The organism is Chitinophaga sp. 01L420, assembly GCF_056399985.1.
In genome coordinates this window covers 1-16276 of sequence record NZ_JBFTSK010000081.1, presented here as the reverse complement: position 1 = coordinate 16276, position 16276 = coordinate 1, and the positions used below count along the sequence as shown (strand labels likewise).

At 42.1% G+C, this 16276-nt stretch carries 11 protein-coding genes; all 11 read left to right on the top strand.

Annotated features, from left to right (window positions below; all coding sequences use genetic code 11):
- On the top strand, positions 1-2579 hold a 2579-nt coding region (locus AC1DP6_RS35355), incomplete at its 5' end, for a non-ribosomal peptide synthetase (protein ID WP_477059115.1).
- Positions 2580-2599: 20 nt separating this feature from the next.
- Positions 2600-4228 carry a condensation domain-containing protein gene (locus tag AC1DP6_RS35350; RefSeq protein ID WP_477059114.1) on the top strand — a complete coding sequence of 543 codons (1629 nt, stop codon included), beginning with the start codon at positions 2600-2602 and terminating at the stop codon, positions 4226-4228.
- Positions 4229-4261: 33 nt separating this feature from the next.
- Entirely contained in the window at positions 4262-5239 is a 978-nt protein-coding gene (locus AC1DP6_RS35345) for an NAD-dependent epimerase/dehydratase family protein (RefSeq protein WP_477059113.1), read from the top strand.
- Between the two features lie 9 nt (positions 5240-5248).
- Entirely contained in the window at positions 5249-6901 is a 1653-nt protein-coding gene (locus tag AC1DP6_RS35340) for a carboxylesterase family protein (protein WP_477059112.1), read from the top strand.
- A 328-nt stretch (positions 6902-7229) separates the two neighbouring features.
- Entirely contained in the window at positions 7230-8042 is an 813-nt protein-coding gene (locus tag AC1DP6_RS35335; RefSeq protein ID WP_477059111.1) for a sensor histidine kinase, read from the top strand.
- Positions 8043-8753 carry a LytR/AlgR family response regulator transcription factor gene (locus AC1DP6_RS35330; protein WP_477059110.1) on the top strand — a complete coding sequence of 237 codons (711 nt, stop codon included), beginning with the start codon at positions 8043-8045 and terminating at the stop codon, positions 8751-8753.
- Between the two features lie 29 nt (positions 8754-8782).
- Positions 8783-11191 (top strand): ABC transporter permease, encoded by a 2409-nt coding sequence (locus tag AC1DP6_RS35325; protein WP_477059109.1) that lies wholly within the window; start codon positions 8783-8785, stop codon positions 11189-11191.
- 234 nt (positions 11192-11425) lie between these two features.
- The gene (locus tag AC1DP6_RS35320) at positions 11426-12394 is read left to right on the top strand and encodes a pyridoxal-phosphate dependent enzyme (protein ID WP_477059108.1); all 969 of its coding nucleotides are present in this window, start codon (positions 11426-11428) and stop codon (positions 12392-12394) included.
- A 5-nt stretch (positions 12395-12399) separates the two neighbouring features.
- Positions 12400-13371, top strand: coding sequence for a 2,3-diaminopropionate biosynthesis protein SbnB (locus tag AC1DP6_RS35315; RefSeq protein ID WP_477059107.1), 972 nt, complete (start codon positions 12400-12402; stop codon positions 13369-13371).
- A 230-nt stretch (positions 13372-13601) separates the two neighbouring features.
- A complete protein-coding gene (locus AC1DP6_RS35310; protein ID WP_477059106.1) occupies positions 13602-15065 on the top strand; it encodes a PfkB family carbohydrate kinase in 1464 nt (487 codons plus the stop codon).
- A 59-nt stretch (positions 15066-15124) separates the two neighbouring features.
- Entirely contained in the window at positions 15125-15847 is a 723-nt protein-coding gene (locus tag AC1DP6_RS35305) for a glycosyltransferase family 2 protein (RefSeq protein ID WP_477059105.1), read from the top strand.
- Positions 15848-16276: the final 429 nt, after the last annotated feature.

The window sequence follows — 16276 nt, the reverse complement described above, 5'->3', positions numbered from 1 at the left end:
GATCAGTAGCGGAGCGCAACAAAGGACTTGGTGTTTATAAAAGAGAAACACTTGTATTGGATGCCACGTTAACAGCATCCGTGGATCGTTATGCGCAACAGCACCGGATCACCGTAAACACGGTGATGCAGGGAGTGTGGAGTTACCTGTTGTCGCGCTATACCGGCAGTGACGCGGTGACTTATGGCGTAACCGTTTCCGGTCGTCCGGAAGGGTTATCTGAAGTAGAAAGCCGGGTGGGATTGTATATTAATACGCTGCCGCTGCATACGCTGATCATGGGAGATGAGCCGATAGAAACCTGGTTGTCCGGTATTCAGCAAGGTCAGTTAGCCTGTCGCGAATATCAATATACAGGGCTGAGCACCATTCAGCGGTGGATGGGTGTTACCGGCGATCTGTTCGACAGCCTGCTGGTATTTGAAAACTATCCTGTAAACAAGGTGATCTCCTCACGCCGCTGGGCGTTGCAGGCGGGAGGTGCACAAATGAAAGAACATACCAATTACCTGCTGAGTCTTTGTATCCTGGCTTCAGAAGAAATCAGCATTCAGTTTAATTATAACAGCAGTTTACTGGAACAGGCATATGTGCAGATGGTAACCGGGCATTTTGAAGAAGTGCTCAAACAGGTAGTGATGGAAACAGTTAGCCTGATCGGAGAATTACGGCTGTTAAGGGCTGCGGAAGAAGAACAGTTGTTGTCAATATTCAACCATACCACAGTTTCCGGGGCAGAAAATAACAATGTGGTGACCCTGTTTGAAGAACAGGTAGCCCGTACACCGGATGCCACCGCCGTAATATCCGGGAAGCAGGAGCTGAGTTACCAGGAACTGAATGAACGTAGTGATCAACTGGCGTGCTATTTAAGGCAGCAGGGCGTTAAGGAAGATACATTGGTGCCAATCTGCGTAGAACGTGGGGTAGATATGCTGGTTGGCATATGGGGCATCTTAAAAGCAGGCGGCGCCTATGTACCGGTTGACCCGGAATATCCTGCAGAGCGCATTCGTTATATATTGGAAGATACCCAGGCATCGCTGGTACTGAGCAGTGAAACCAGCGCAGATCGTTTACCCGTAACCGTAGGTTGCCGGATCGTCAGTCTGGATGGAGATTGGGATCGTATCAGCTGGACACCGAAAGCGACATCCGCTGTGTTGATCCATCCTGATCAGTTGGCCTACGTGATCTATACTTCCGGTTCCACGGGCATGCCTAAGGGGGTGATGATCAGCCATAGCAGTCTGGTACATTATTTATGCAATCAGGAAACACAATACACTGTTGCCGGTTCACAAGAGAATATACCTGGTAGCTACCATCATTTATCTTACACGTTTGATGCGTCATTAACGGCGCTCTTCCAGCCACTGATCCAGGGCAGGGCACTGGTGGTAGCGCCGGCAGGATTACCCGCTACAGCGCTGCTGGGAAAAGAGCATCTATGCGGTCATGGGGTGTATGATTTTATTAAACTGACGCCCGCGCATCTGCCTTTGCTGGAAGCCGCGCTGCGGTCAGAAGAGATCGTTACCCGGCGCCTGGTTCTGGGAGGAGAAGCATTGCAGCTGAGTCATGTACAGTACCTGATAGATGAAGGATTAGAGATGGAGATTGTGAATGAGTATGGTCCTACGGAGGCAACGGTAGGTTGTAGTAGCTACCGGTTCGATACCACTGACCCAGTTGCTTTGGGGCGGATCAGAGATGGTCACATCCCGATTGGCAAGCCGATTGCCAATACCAGGATGTACATATTGGATGTGGCGGGTCGCCTTTGCCCGATAGGGGTAACAGGAGAAATCTATATCAGCGGTGCCGGACTGGCACGTGGCTACTGGCAACGGGAAGCACTGACAGCAGAAAAATTTACAGCGGATCCGTATAGTCAAATACCCGGAGCCAGGATGTATAAGACAGGCGATCTGGGTCGCTGGCTGCCCGATGGAAATATCGAGTACCAGGGCCGTCGGGATGAACAGGTGAAGATCCGTGGCTACCGCGTTGAGCTGGGCGAAATTGAACACGTATTACAGCAGAGCGGCCTGGTGAATCAGGCGGTGGTGCTGGCCCGTGGCGACAATTTCGATATGCGATTAGTAGGCTACGTGGTAGCAGCAGGAAATTTTGACAAGGAAATTTTGACAAATTATCTGAAGGATCGTTTGCCGGAATATATGGTGCCGGCGCTATGGGTGGCGTTAAACGAACTGCCTTTAACTCCTAACGGTAAAGTAGACAGGAAAGGCCTGCCTGATCCGGATGTACCGGAAGAACTGAAAGAACAGTACGTGGCGCCGCGCAATGCGATAGAAGAAACATTGGTAGACATCTGGCAGGAGTTGCTGGGAATAGAACGGGTAGGGATATACGATAATTTCTTCGAGCTGGGCGGCCACTCTCTCCTGGCAATACAGATGATATCTGCTATAAGAAAACAGTTACAGGTGGAATTACCAATCAAAGAAATATTTCAACTGGCAAATATTTCACTCATCGCTGCCTTCGTGCAAAACGGTAACGATCCGGCCAACCCGGAAGATTCGGACGAGTACGAAACCATCAACCTGTAAGTATCCAAGCTATAGCGCGTATGCCAGTATCCAAAACAATAAATATCAAGCGGTTGTTGAGAGCCGCGAAAAACACCAACATCCTTCTGTGGAAGGAAGACAATGACCTGAAAATGAAATTCAGAAAGGGAGACCCGTTGGATCAGCATCTTTTACAGGAACTTAAAAGTAACAAGGAAGATATTCTGAAATATCTGGAGGAATTGGAAACCAGCAACAGCGCCAGGGCTTCTTTATTGAAAACCATTGCCGCTCCCTGCATGCCTGTAAAATGGCAAAAGCATTATAATGTAATGCACCAGCAGAAAAAAGAATACCTGAGGTTCCTGATAGTTGGAAAGAATACCTCCCATCTGCGATTTACGGTTCGGTATAAAAACCCGGATAAAAAAATCCTGGAAAATGTGATCAGCACAATTTATAAGCGACACGAAAGTCTGAGAACCAGTTTTTTACAGGTGAATGGAGATATTAAACAAAAAGTACACCGGTATCGGAAGGCCAGGTTTGAAGTAGCATATATAAATCTAACGGCCATGGATCAACGTGAAATACCAGCTTTAGTAGAGAAGGAATTAAGTAGTATTTCGTTCGATTTTGAAAAAGGCCCGCTGGCAAATGTAAAAGTGATAGAACTGCCTGAAGAGATGAGTGTCCTGGTATTTACGATGCATCATGTAATTGCTGATGGAGGGTCCATAGAGGTACTGAAAAGAGAGATTCATATGCTGTATGAGGCTTATTCCAGAAAGGAGAGAAACCCATTGCCTCGGTTAGCGTTGCAGTATAAAGACTATTCTGAATGGATAAATAAAATAATCAATAGCCCGGAAGGTAGAGCATGTTGGATGTTATATCAACAATCAATAACAGATAGTTTATTGCAGGAGCGTGACGAAGGCAGCATGCGATATGACATGGGAAGATCTTACAAGGCGGAGTTGGAAAACGAAATGAAAATGACTTTAAAGGGAAAGGGGATATCTGAATATCCGGATGCTTATGGTACGATTGTAACGCTGGCACCGGGAGCAGGTGCATCTTATACCTTGTTTGTGGAGGACGTGCTTTCTAATCAACTCAGGAGTTTGTCCACCCAATGTAATGTCAGTCTTTTTGTAACACTTATCGCGGCATTTGTAAAACTCTTTCACACCCCGGCAAAAGAAAATGTGAGGGTAAGTATTCCTTTCTCAACCAGGGTATCACCGGAGTTTGAGCAAATGGTTGGTTGGTTGACGCATAATCTGATTGTTTGTTTTGAGGTAGATGAAAATATGGGTATCGCGGAATTTGTGAGGAGGGTGAATGATAGCGTATGGGAGTCATCCGATTTTCGTTTTTATCCCCACGAAAAGATGATGGAAGACCTGGATCTGCCATTGAACAGGCTGGCTCCGGTTTATATAAATCTTCTTAAGGCTACTGATTATCAGATAAAGGATTTTCGCCCATATCATAGCGATAAAGGTACTGGTGTGCTGGACCTCAAATGCCTGATTAATGAATGCAAAAATGGTATTGCCATTAAAATACACTACAATATTGAAAAATTCTCTCGGGAGGAAATAGGGCAGATAGGGAGCCGGTATTTGTTTATCCTGGAGCAGATGGCCAGTGACAGCGGGCTATCGCTGAAAAGCATTTAAAAAATCATTTACTATTTACTTCAATAATTTAAAATGACGCACGTACTTGTTACCGGCGGAGCTGGATTTATTGGAAGCAACCTGATTAAGAAATTATTGGCTATAGGAGGTTATCATATTACCTGTATCGATAATTTTGATCCGTTTTATTCAAGAGAGCAGAAAGAACTGAATATTCGGCCTTTTTTAGATCACCGTAATTTCAGGTTTGTAGAAGGAGATATTTGTAATCCTGAAGATCTTGACAGATTGCCTGAAACAGACATCATTGTGCACCTGGCGGCAAAGGCAGGTGTGAGGCAGAGTATAAGGGATCCGGTCCAATATCTTCATGTTAATGTGGGAGGAACACAGGCGCTTCTTGAGTTTGCCAGAATGAGGAAAATTCCCCAATTCTTATTTGCGTCTTCCAGTAGTGTATATGGCATGAATCCTAATGTGCCCTGGAATGAAAGTGAAAAATTGTTGCCGGTAAGCCCATATGCATCGTCAAAATTATCTGCTGAAATGCTGGGGCATGTTTATAGTCATCTCTATGGGATACGATTTATTTCACTTCGTTTTTTTACAGTCTATGGTCCTGCGCAGCGACCCGATTTGGCCATCTATAAATTTTTTGAACGCATACTTCAACATACACCCATTCCTGTATTTGGAGACGGACTTACGGTAAGAGACTATACTTATGTAGATGATATTACGACCGGGATAATGGCGGCAATGAATTATAGTGCATCCGGTTTTGAAATTGTCAATATTGGAAACAGCCATACCATATCGCTTCATTCACTGATCCAGACAATAGAATCCATCTGTGAAGTAAAAGCTACAATTGAACGTTTCCCCGATCAGGCCGGTGATATTCCCATTACCTATGCCGACATTGCAAAGGCCTCCAGCTTACTTCATTATAGGCCTGCCACAGATCTGTTATCCGGATTGAATAATTTTTACAGGTGGTATAAGACAAATAGAAAATTGTTAAACCAGCATATTTCTTCACGACTCTAATTTTATTAAATGAAAGCAAGTATTGTTTTGTTCCTGTCGCTGTTTATAAGCGGCTCAGTTGTATTTTGTCAGACACCTACTGATAATCCTTATCGTTCCAGATATCGTAGCGGGCAACATTGGACCGATAGCCTGCCATGGAAAAATGTTACCAATGCAGCAAAGGTGAAAGGATTGATTGGTGCAGGTCACAAAATTGATTCGGCGGTTTTGCACCAGACTATGAAGGAAATGTCCAAAAATGGGGGAGGTGTATTGTATTTCGGCCCCGGTGAATACTTTCTTAATTTCGATATGAAGGTGAGTAATAACGTGATACTAAGGGGGGCTGATCCCGTAGGTATCCGCGATGCGAAAAATAGTCAATACAGGCCTCCTACGAAGTTTCAGTTTCCTGAATATGTACCGTCATTTGTAGGTGCCGGTACGCCGGATTATACCGCGTTTAAAGATATCGAGAGTGAAGAACATGCCAATTTTGGACTGGTAAATATTGATATTAATCGCGCATTGTTGTGGGTACCCGAATCCAACCGATCCAACATTATTATTTTCGGTATAAGGTCAAATAATGCAGTAGACTATCGGAGCATATTCCTGGCGGGTAGCAGGGGTAAAAAATGGGAGCGATATCCTACTGGTACCGGTGGTAACCTCATGATCACCTTTTATAAAGGAGTGATCGCCAATTGCAGAATTAATGACGCGATTACTGATGATTTTGAAATGCAGGATTTTATGTCGAATGAAGGATATGTGTTCCGGGACGTGAAAATTAAATTCCAGTACGGCCTGCAGGCCGGAATTCGTGCGATTAACTATGCGGACACCTGCGAGTTGGAGCTGCTCGACAATTATGCCAGAGGCTATAAGGTAGCTGATATCGAAGGCTTTTTTACCGGCAAAAAGATAGTCAGGAACAATCAGTTCGAATTTTTGCCTTGCCAGGACCTGATTACTTCGGAGTTTTATTCAAAAGAACAGGAGCAGCATACGGACGATGCTTTTGGAAAGGAACTCTCTTTTATCCAGGGAAGCGACACCTTGAAGTATTTAATATTAAAGCCCCTTCACTATGATCCAGCAAAGAAATACCCTTTTGTGCTCTTTTTACATGGAAACGGGCAACACGGGAAAAAAGACCCCCTCATTCACTTTGTGAGTATATTTTCGAATGATAGTATACGCAGTCAATATCCTTATTTTGTGTTGGTACCTCATATTGGGAGAAACGAGAAGTTCAGCACTTCCTTAGATAAGCCAGCCACGAAGTCGTTGCAGATGAGCATCGAACTGATGAAAAAACTGGAAGAACAATATTCAATTGATACAAACAGGACCTTTGTATCCGGCATCTCCTCCGGCGGCATTGCAGGAATTGAGACCGTGGTCCGCTATCCCGAATTATTTAAAACAGCCATTCTGATGAGTGCGATCAGACGCCTTAATGGAGACCAGATGAAGCGGATAAAGGATATCCGTTTTATTATCAGTGTGGGGACCAAGGATAACGACACTCCCCTGGATTTCGTAAGACAAGCGGTTGCGGCACTCCGAAAACAGGGGAATAAAGTCGAATATTTCGAATATGAAGAGGTGGGGCATTGGAGCTGGCTTAATGTGTGCTCGGATCAGCAGTTCCTGAGCATGATGTTCAAATAGGTAGACTGTCAGTTAGTCGCCCTTTTTCGTTATTTCGAAAGGCATTTCGATACATCTGTCCGTATCAGTTGTTACTTTAGGCAAATTTCAGGATATTCGTCAGGTGAAGTCAATAACAGATATTTTTTATAAAGTGGTTGAGAAGGGTATTGGACTACATGTTTTTTTTGTGAGCGCGCTGCTGTTTGTATTTTCAATTATTACCCTCTCAAGTCGCCATGCAGTATCCCTTCTTCCCAGGGCGATATTCAGCTTTTTTTTATTGTTGATTTGTGTGTATACGGGCAGATGGATTTGCAGAAGATGGCTATTTAGGGATAGCTGGATTGTGTTGGTGCTATTATATGCGATTGCCATCGCTTTCTTTTCTATTCTCGGTGTGGCAGGCTATATATACCTGATGGATTTTAAATTCGATCCAAATGATTCTAAAGTTTTCTTTGTTGGAATACCCGGATTCGTCGTTATGTTTTTATTTGGTGGAGGATTTGTAGCGATCAGCAGGTCTGCCAGGAGAGAACAGATTCATGGGAATATGGTGAGTCAACGGCAGAAGGAGAGTGAATTAGGGTTGCTGCGCTCCCAGATAAGTCCGCATTTTCTCTTTAATACATTGAATAATTTGTATGGACTCTCTATTACGAATCATGAAAAGATCCCCAAATTGTTGCTCCAGCTTTCGGAACTATTGCGGTATTCGGTATATGGAACGGGGCAGGATTGGGTGTCATTGGATGATGAGCTGGCATATATAAGAAACTACATTGAACTGGAGAGAATACGGGTGGAAGACCGGCTTATACTCAATGTGCAAATGTCCGGAGGTAATGGGACGCCAAAGATCGCCCAGATGTTGCTGATTATGTTTGTAGAAAATGCGTTTAAACATTCTAAAAACACAATCGGGGACAAAATACAGATAGATCTGGCGTTATCGGTAGTAGATGATTTTATAGTTTTTAGGATTGGAAACAGTTTCGGAAGCCATGTAAATGACCATAGCAGTGTGAAGGAAGCATCCGGATTTGGAATAGATAATACCATAAAACGATTGGATTTATTATATCCGGGGGAGTATTCGCTGAGTCAGCAAAAAGAGAATAATTACTATAAAGTGGATCTACGGCTTAAAGTAAAATGAATGAAGAAGATTAAATGCCTTATTGTGGATGATGAACCAATTGCAAGAAACATCATTGTTAACTATTGCAATGCTATTCCATTGCTGGAAATAACCGGTGTTTGCGGGAATAGTTTCGATGCAAAGGAAATGATGTTGGGCAAGGACATTCAGTTGTTGTTTTTAGATATACATATGCCTGTTCTGGATGGCATTGCATTTCTAAAAACCATTAAAAATCCACCACAGATTATTTTTACAACTGCTTACAAAGAATATGCTGCAACGGCTTTTGATTTAGCTGCATGCGACTACCTGATTAAACCTTTTTCGCTTGAAAGATTTATCATAGCCGTGGATAAGGCGATGGAACGACTGGAGTATGCTAATAAAGACGTAACACAAAGAGATAGTATACCTGATGAGGGATATCTTACCTTCAAAACAGAAGGTAAAATTTACAGAATTAAGTATGACGACCTGCTATATGCAGAGGCAAACGGAAACTATACCAGGGTGGTAACCAGTGACGCCGTTATCATACTGAATATGTCATTTACAAGCGTAGAAAAAATCCTGCCTCAAAATTATTTTGTGAGGGTGCATAGATCCTTTATCGTAAATAAATCGAAAATTTCCTTTATTCAGGGGCAAACTATATTTCTGAACAAAGTGGGAATACCTATTGGTAAAAATTTTAAAAACGACTTATTCAATATCCTCGGATTGTAATTCAGTTCCCCTTCTAATTCATTTTAAGTATGTTTAAAAGCTATTTGAAAATTGCTTTTTCCAATTTATGGAAGAAGAAGTTCTTCTCATTCATAAATATTATGGGATTGACCATCGGACTGGCAACATCCCTGCTGATAACACTCTGTGTTATTGATGAGTTGAGCTACGATAGATACAATGTAAATGCAGACCGGATATTTCGTATCGATGCAGATATACTTTTCCGTGGCACAGAATTTCGTCAGCGTAACTCACCAGCCCAATTAGGATTTGTCCTGATGAAGGATTACCCGAAAATTGAAAAAGTGTTTCGGTTGGCCGGGGAAGCAGATGTAATTCTGCAAAATGGGAATGAGATGATTACAGAACACAACTGTACCTATGCAGATTCTACGTTCTTTGATGTTTTTACGCTGACAATGCTCCATGGTGATCCCAGAACGGCTCTGGTGGAGCCTGGAACAATGGTGATTTCCGAGTCGATGGCGAAGAAATACTTTAAAAGTACCGATGTAGTAGGAAAGGTGTTACTAACAGATTATACGAAGCCTTATAAAATCACCGGCGTCATAAAAGACATGCCAATCCAGTCTCATATTCATTTGAATTTCATCAAGGCAATGTCAGAACTGGGCGATAGCCGTAATGACAACTGGTTAAGTGATAATTATCATACATATATCCTGGTTCGACCAGGAACAACGGAGGAGGAACTGAATGGGTATTTGAAAGCAGCTACACAGAAATATATTGAAGGGCCACTTAAATCAGCATCGGGCGGTGGTCTCAATGATCTGGAGCATAATGGTGGCCACCTGAAATATGCTGCGATGCCTTTAACCAAGATACATTTGTATTCTACCCTGACGAATGAGGCGGAACCTTCTGGTAATAAACAGTATGTATATATATTTATTTTCGTGGCAATTTTTATTCTGATAATTGCCTGTATCAATTTTATGAACCTATCCACAGCAAGGTCGGAGAGCCGGTCTAAGGAGGTGGGAATACGCAAGGTACTGGGCTCCGGACGATTCCCGTTGATAGCTCAGTTTCTGACAGAATCGCTGCTTACCAGTTTTATCGCGTTGTTGCTTGCTGTTGCATTCGCCTTATTGTTATTGCCGCTGCTGAACGACTTTTTAGGAAAAAAGATGACACTCTTGTTGTTGGGAGGAAAGTGGATGGTGCTTGTTCTATTGCTTACCACAGTGGTAGTGGGCCTGCTGGCAGGAAGTTATCCGGCCTTCATCCTGTCTGCTTTTAACCCGGTACAGGTACTAAAAGGAAATCGTACCCAAAAAGGCAAAAGAAGTTGGTTAAGAGATGGACTGGTCATGCTTCAGTTTATTCCGGCTATTATTTTAATAGTAGGTACGCTGGTGATCTATAATCAATTAAACTATATAAAAAATAAGGACCTGGGCTATGAGCGTAGCCAGGTGCTGGTAGTAAAGAATACCGGTGCTCTTGATACGCGTGCAAAACTCTTTAAGGATAGGGTTCTTCAGATCCCCGGGGTAAAATCCGGTACCATGACGGATAATCTCCCTACCGATGAAAATTGGAGCACCCATGGGTTCTCCAAGGATGCAGACCGAAGCTCGGGCAATGTGATGGTGCTGGGAGAGTGGCATGTAGATACGGATTACTTGCCTGCGCTGGAGATGAAAATGGCCAAAGGAAGAAATTTTTCTTCCAACATGCCAACGGACTCTACAGCCATGATCTTAAATGAAGCTGCTGAAAAGCTATTGAGCCTGGATGACCCACTATCAGGTAGCCTGTATTATGGAGGCAAGGCATATCGCGTTATTGGTGTAGTGAAAGATTTTAATACAGGATCCTTACGCACGAAGATACCTCCTATTGCATTTTTTCTGACAGATGCGAGAAGCAAAATGGCCTTTCGCATTGATAGTAAAAATATCACAAGTATCATTAGTAAGATTAAATCGGAATACGACCAAATGAACGCGAGCAATGGACAACCATTTATGTACTCTTTCCTGGATGAGGATTTTGATCGGCTTTATAATGCGGAACAACGTATGGGTAAGATATTTTTTTCCTTTGCCTTTCTTACGATATTTATTACCTGCCTCGGATTATTTGGATTGGTGTCTTTTACAACGGAACAACGGGTGAAGGAGATCGGTGTCCGGAAGGTACTTGGAGCCAGTGTTTCAGATATTGTATTCTTGTTGTCCAAAGATTTTTTAAAGCTGGTCATCTTTGCTTTCATCGTAGCAGCGCCGGTTTCCTGGTTCATGATGAGTAAATGGTTAGAGGGATTTGCATATCGGGTGGGTATTGATTGGTGGGTTTTTTTAGTAGCAGCCATCTTAGCTGTCATGATTACTATTGTAACCGTCAGTCAGCAATCTATCCGGGCCGCATTGACAAACCCCGTCAAGAGTTTAAGAGCGGTGTGATACAAATGCCATAGCGAATACATCAGTCAGTATAAATTTTTTGCACCCATTCTTTTTTGACACCTCAGATCCTGCCTTCGATCAGCATTTGCTACGAAGGCAGGCTTTATATTGTATATAGGTTCCCGTTGGTAATACCCGCCAGGGAACTACCCCATTTTCTCAGACAGGTGTTGAAATTATTCATTCACCGTTTCATGCAATATTCACTACACCCTACCAAATAAGCAAGCAATGTTAAAAGAACTCGAAAAGCTGTCTGCCTTTATCGGCAATACCCCTTTAATGCCCTTAAGAAATGAGGCAGTAGAATTATTTGCCAAACTTGAATACAACAATTTTTCGGGGAGCTCAAAAGACAGGGCGGGTTACAGTATTATCTATAATGGCATAAAAGGCGGGCTTATCAATGCTGATACCACCATTATTGCATCCAGCTCAGGTAACCTTGCTATCGCAATTGCCTCTATCTGTAAAATCCTGCATCTGAAATTTGTACCCGTGATTGATCCTAATATCAATAAGGCCTATGAATCTTTACTCAATCTTATCTCTTACAAAGTAGTAAAGGTAACAGAGAGGGATCATACAGGTGGGTACCTGCTTACGAGAATACAAACTGTGGATAGACTATTTGCTGAAACAACCAATGCGTTTATTGCAGATCAGTATAATGACTCCAATAATTATAAAGGGTACTATGGTTTAGCAGATGAGATCCTCCTGTCTTTTGACAGGCTCGATTATATTTTTATTGCTGTTAGCTCCAGCGGTGCTATCACAGGGCTCTCTAAAAGCATAAAGGAGAAAAGACCGGATATTAAGATAATAGGAGTGGATGTGGAAGGATCTGCTATTTTTAATAATAGCCCCGTGAAACGTTATATTTCCGGAATAGGTGCAAGTCAGGTGCCTCCTATTATCGCTCAAGCACTTATTGACGATGTGGTAGTACTGTCGCAATTGCGTATTATCAAAGGTTGCTTCGAGTTGCTGGATGAGCAGGCTATTTTTGCCGGCGCTTCTTCCGGAGCCGTTTATCTTGCGGCCAAAGAATATTCAACTTCACTTTCCGGCGTCCTGAAACCAATCTCACTTTTGATTTTTCCTGATAAGGGGCATAGCTATCTGGATACCATCTACAACAAAGAATGGGGAAATCAGCTTGCCGCTAAATTAAAAGCATCATCCACTATTCAATAATATTTATGTTATACCTGAATTCCGCACACATTAACACGATTGGTCTTGACTGGCAACAGCTAACAACCGTCATTGGCAGAGCTATTATGGCATTATCCGAAAAAGATTATTCACAGCCCGTAAAGCCTTATCTGCGATACAGTAACCCTAAAAACAGAATTATTGCCATGCCGGCTTATATAGGTGGAGAGCATCCATATGCAGGTATCAAGTGGATAGCCAGTTTTCCCGATAATATCCATCAGAATAGGCTGAGAGCTAATTCCGTTACAGTACTGAATGAGTATAATACAGGCATCCCAATTTGTATGATCAATACTTCAGGCGTGAGTGCTATCAGGACAGCAGCAGTTTCCGGCCTGATGGTGAAAGAGTATCTGGCAACAGTTATTGATAGCCGGAAATTAACAGTTGGTATCATTGGTTTTGGCCCAATAGGGCAGATGCATTTAAAAATGATGGCAGACCTGTTCGGAGATCGCGTGGAAAGATTTTTTATTTACGATCTAAAGCCGGTTGACATAACTGCTATTTCCGACTCATATCGCAACAAGGTGATCCTCGCGGAGAGCTGGGAAAAATGTTACGATCAGGCAGATATTTTTATTACCTGCACAGTATCTACCGCGCCTTATATTAACAGGCCACCTGTAAGAGGCTCACTGCAATTAAATGTGTCTTTAAGAGATTATACAGTGGAAATGAAAGATTTCATGGATGTGATCATCGTTGATAATTGGGAAGAAGTATGCAGGGAAAATACAGATATTGAAAACATGAATAAGTACAAAGGGCTTAGTCAACAGGATACCGTTTCTATCACGGATGTCGTTTGTTCACAGGTTTTAAAAAGCAGAAAGGAGTTTGATACAGTGATGTTTAATCCGATGGGGATGGCCATATTTGATATTGCCATTGGTGGATATTATTACCGCGAAGGATTGAAACGAAATATAGGAAATATACTATCTGCCTGACATTTGGTTGGTTAGATAAGTGGGGTGTCCGAAGATCAATTTCAACCCTGATAGTGGTTAACGATCACCCAGAGGGATTAACAAAACTGTCCTGTGAAGTCATTCAATTGAAATATAAATGAAAATTACGGGTGCGTTTTGATCTGTTACGCAGAATACATAACACTGCCTGTAGACTCTCTGATCTCTGTGTAGGCACCTGTCTGCCACATGGAAATAAATCTTCAACAATGTATAAACACTTGATCTCGCAGTTTACAGGATTTTCCGTTCTTGTAATTGGCGATCTGATGTTGGATGTATACCTCAAGGGAGCCAGTACCCGGTTAGCGCCTGAGGCAGCTGTTCCGATTGTAGATATTCTGAATACCGAAACCGCATTGGGAGGTGCTGCCAATGTTGCTGCAAATCTGAAGCATCTTGGTGCATGTGTCACCTTTTGCAGTGTCACCGGAAAGGATAAAGACGGGTATAGTTCAATTGAATTACTGTCGGGTTTGGGTGTCAATTGCATGGTGCAAAAAGATGAGAGCAGGATTACGATCGTCAAAACAAGAATCATGGTAGGTACACAGCTGATGGTGCGATACGATAGTGGTTCTGTACATCCCATTAGCGAAACTGCCGAGAATTGGCTTATTTCGATACTAGAAGAGCACTACCCGCAATATGATGCAATCATAGTAGCTGATTATAATAAAGGAGTGATTACACCTGCTGTTATTGATGCTTTAAAAGTACTTAATCTCAGGTACGGAAAATTTATGGCTATTGATTCTAAGCGACTCGAATGTTTTAAGCATCTTTCACCATCACTTGTTAAACCTAATTATCAGGAAATAGTGAAATTGCTGCGTCTTGATTCCCAATACAACCAGAGGGCGCAACAGATCAGTAGTTTTGGGCGTCAGATTTTCTCCCTGACCCGTGGAGTTATTACCGCCGTTACGCTGGACGAAGAAGGCGCTGTTATATTTTCCGGAGAGGAATTATCTTATCGTTGTTGTGCACACCGTACTATTCCCACTCATGTTGCAGGTGCCGGTGACTCATATGTAAGTGCATTTACATTGGCTTGCCTGGCGGGGGCTGATATCGCCACTGCAGCAGAGATATCAGCTGCAGTAGCTGCGGTAGCTATTAGTAAAAATACTACCGCCTACTGCACTTATCGGGAGCTAAATACCTACTTATCCGTTAATGAGAAATATATTACGGATCTGCAACAACTGGAACATATTTGTGCTATGTATAAGGCGCAGGGAAAAACGATCGTATTCACAAATGGCTGCTTTGACATCCTGCACAGCGGACACGTAAATTATCTGAATCGCGCACGGGAATTGGGACATGTACTGATTGCAGGCATTAATACAGATGAAAGTATCCGCAGGATAAAAGGAAGCTTCCGGCCTATCAATTACCTACAGGACCGGATCGAAGTTTTGTGCGGACTAGGCGCTATTACTCATATTGTTTCATTTGGTAGTGAAGCCGATGATACACCGGCACCGCTGATACGAGTGGTAAGACCAGATATATTTGTTAAAGGTGGCGACTATACAGAGGAAACCCTTCCTGAAGGTCCATTGGTAGAAGAGCTGGGAGGGAAGATAATTCTATTGCCGCTGTTACCAGATAAATCGACCACCCGGATTCTGGATCGTATACAGGCTAATCATCCGCAAAATTGATATACAAGTGTTTGGGCAAAGATTATTTTAAATAAGAGCTAGAAACTAATAGTTAATTTATGAAGAAACCATTGATTTCCGTTATTACCGTGGTGTATAATAACAAAAAAGGAATTGCAAAAACAATTGACAGTGTAATTGCTCAAAATTATCCTGCGATAGAATATATAATCATTGATGGTGGTTCGACTGACGGAACAGTTGATATCATTAAAGGATATGAATCTGGTATAACAAAATTTATTTCAGAAAATGATTCAGGTATTTATGACGCTATGAATAAAGGGATAAGGAATGCTACCGGAGAAATTATTGGTCTAATAAATAGTGGTGATCATCTTGAACCTGGATGTTTAAATGCTATTGCAGATGCATACTTGATAAATCCAATGTGTGACGTATTTCATGGTTTAATGAGGGTTTATTCAGAATCAGAGAAATTCATACGCGTAATAGGTAATGATAGCTCAACTTTACGTAAAAGAATGATAGAACATTCAACTTGCTTTGTGAAAAAAGCTTCGTATGAAAAATATGGCACTTTCAATCTTAAATATAAAATTTCCTCAGATTACGAATTCATGCTCAGATTACGGACACAAAATGCCAGGTTTTATTTTATTGAAAATATTTTGGCAAGCTTTTATTTAGGTGGGGTGTCATCTAAACCTTTGGGCATCTATGAAAGCTTAGAAATTCGCCATCACTATCGTTTTATTTCGGCTACCCAAAAAAATCTCATTCGTTTTTTTATAAAATTAAGTCTTATGTTTAAAAAATAAGAATGATCTTGAACTGTCGACCTGGGCTTGGTAAGTTTTGGATTCGGTATCTTGAGTATATTCGTAAGTTCCAATTGCGAGACTATTACCGAATGGTTTTATCTATTTTTCGATGGATAGTGTGAATCTTTTTCTTCTTACCTCTATCATGGATGTATGTTTTTTCAGTATTATTAAATGATGAAATATGGGAATGTTTGTTTTGGATATCAAATGCTTTTGATGGATTTATTGTCTGGTTGCCTCACGCTTGCAAATTGAGTTTATGACTCAAAATCTTGTTTTCGAAAGGGAGTGCAGGTTCGATTCCTGTTCTGGGCACCCTGATTTACAATTAGTTATAAAGGCTCCTTCTTAGGGGCCTTTTTTATTTTTCAAAATTTGCCAGCAAAGAAAAGTGCAGGAAGCAAAGAACTGAAGCAAAGAACT

Excerpts from the sequence above, each read along its gene's own strand:
- AC1DP6_RS35305 (WP_477059105.1), top strand. The coding sequence starts at position 15,125 with ATGAAGAAACCATTGATTTCCGTTATTACCGTGGTGTATAATAACAAA.
- AC1DP6_RS35350 (WP_477059114.1), top strand. The coding sequence starts at position 2,600 with ATGCCAGTATCCAAAACAATAAATATCAAGCGGTTGTTGAGAGCCGCG.
- AC1DP6_RS35330 (WP_477059110.1), top strand. The coding sequence starts at position 8,043 with ATGAAGAAGATTAAATGCCTTATTGTGGATGATGAACCAATTGCAAGA.
- AC1DP6_RS35340 (WP_477059112.1), top strand. The coding sequence starts at position 5,249 with ATGAAAGCAAGTATTGTTTTGTTCCTGTCGCTGTTTATAAGCGGCTCA.
- AC1DP6_RS35320 (WP_477059108.1), top strand. The coding sequence starts at position 11,426 with ATGTTAAAAGAACTCGAAAAGCTGTCTGCCTTTATCGGCAATACCCCT.
- AC1DP6_RS35345 (WP_477059113.1), top strand. The coding sequence starts at position 4,262 with ATGACGCACGTACTTGTTACCGGCGGAGCTGGATTTATTGGAAGCAAC.
- AC1DP6_RS35325 (WP_477059109.1), top strand. The coding sequence starts at position 8,783 with ATGTTTAAAAGCTATTTGAAAATTGCTTTTTCCAATTTATGGAAGAAG.
- AC1DP6_RS35310 (WP_477059106.1), top strand. The coding sequence starts at position 13,602 with ATGTATAAACACTTGATCTCGCAGTTTACAGGATTTTCCGTTCTTGTA.
- AC1DP6_RS35315 (WP_477059107.1), top strand. The coding sequence starts at position 12,400 with ATGTTATACCTGAATTCCGCACACATTAACACGATTGGTCTTGACTGG.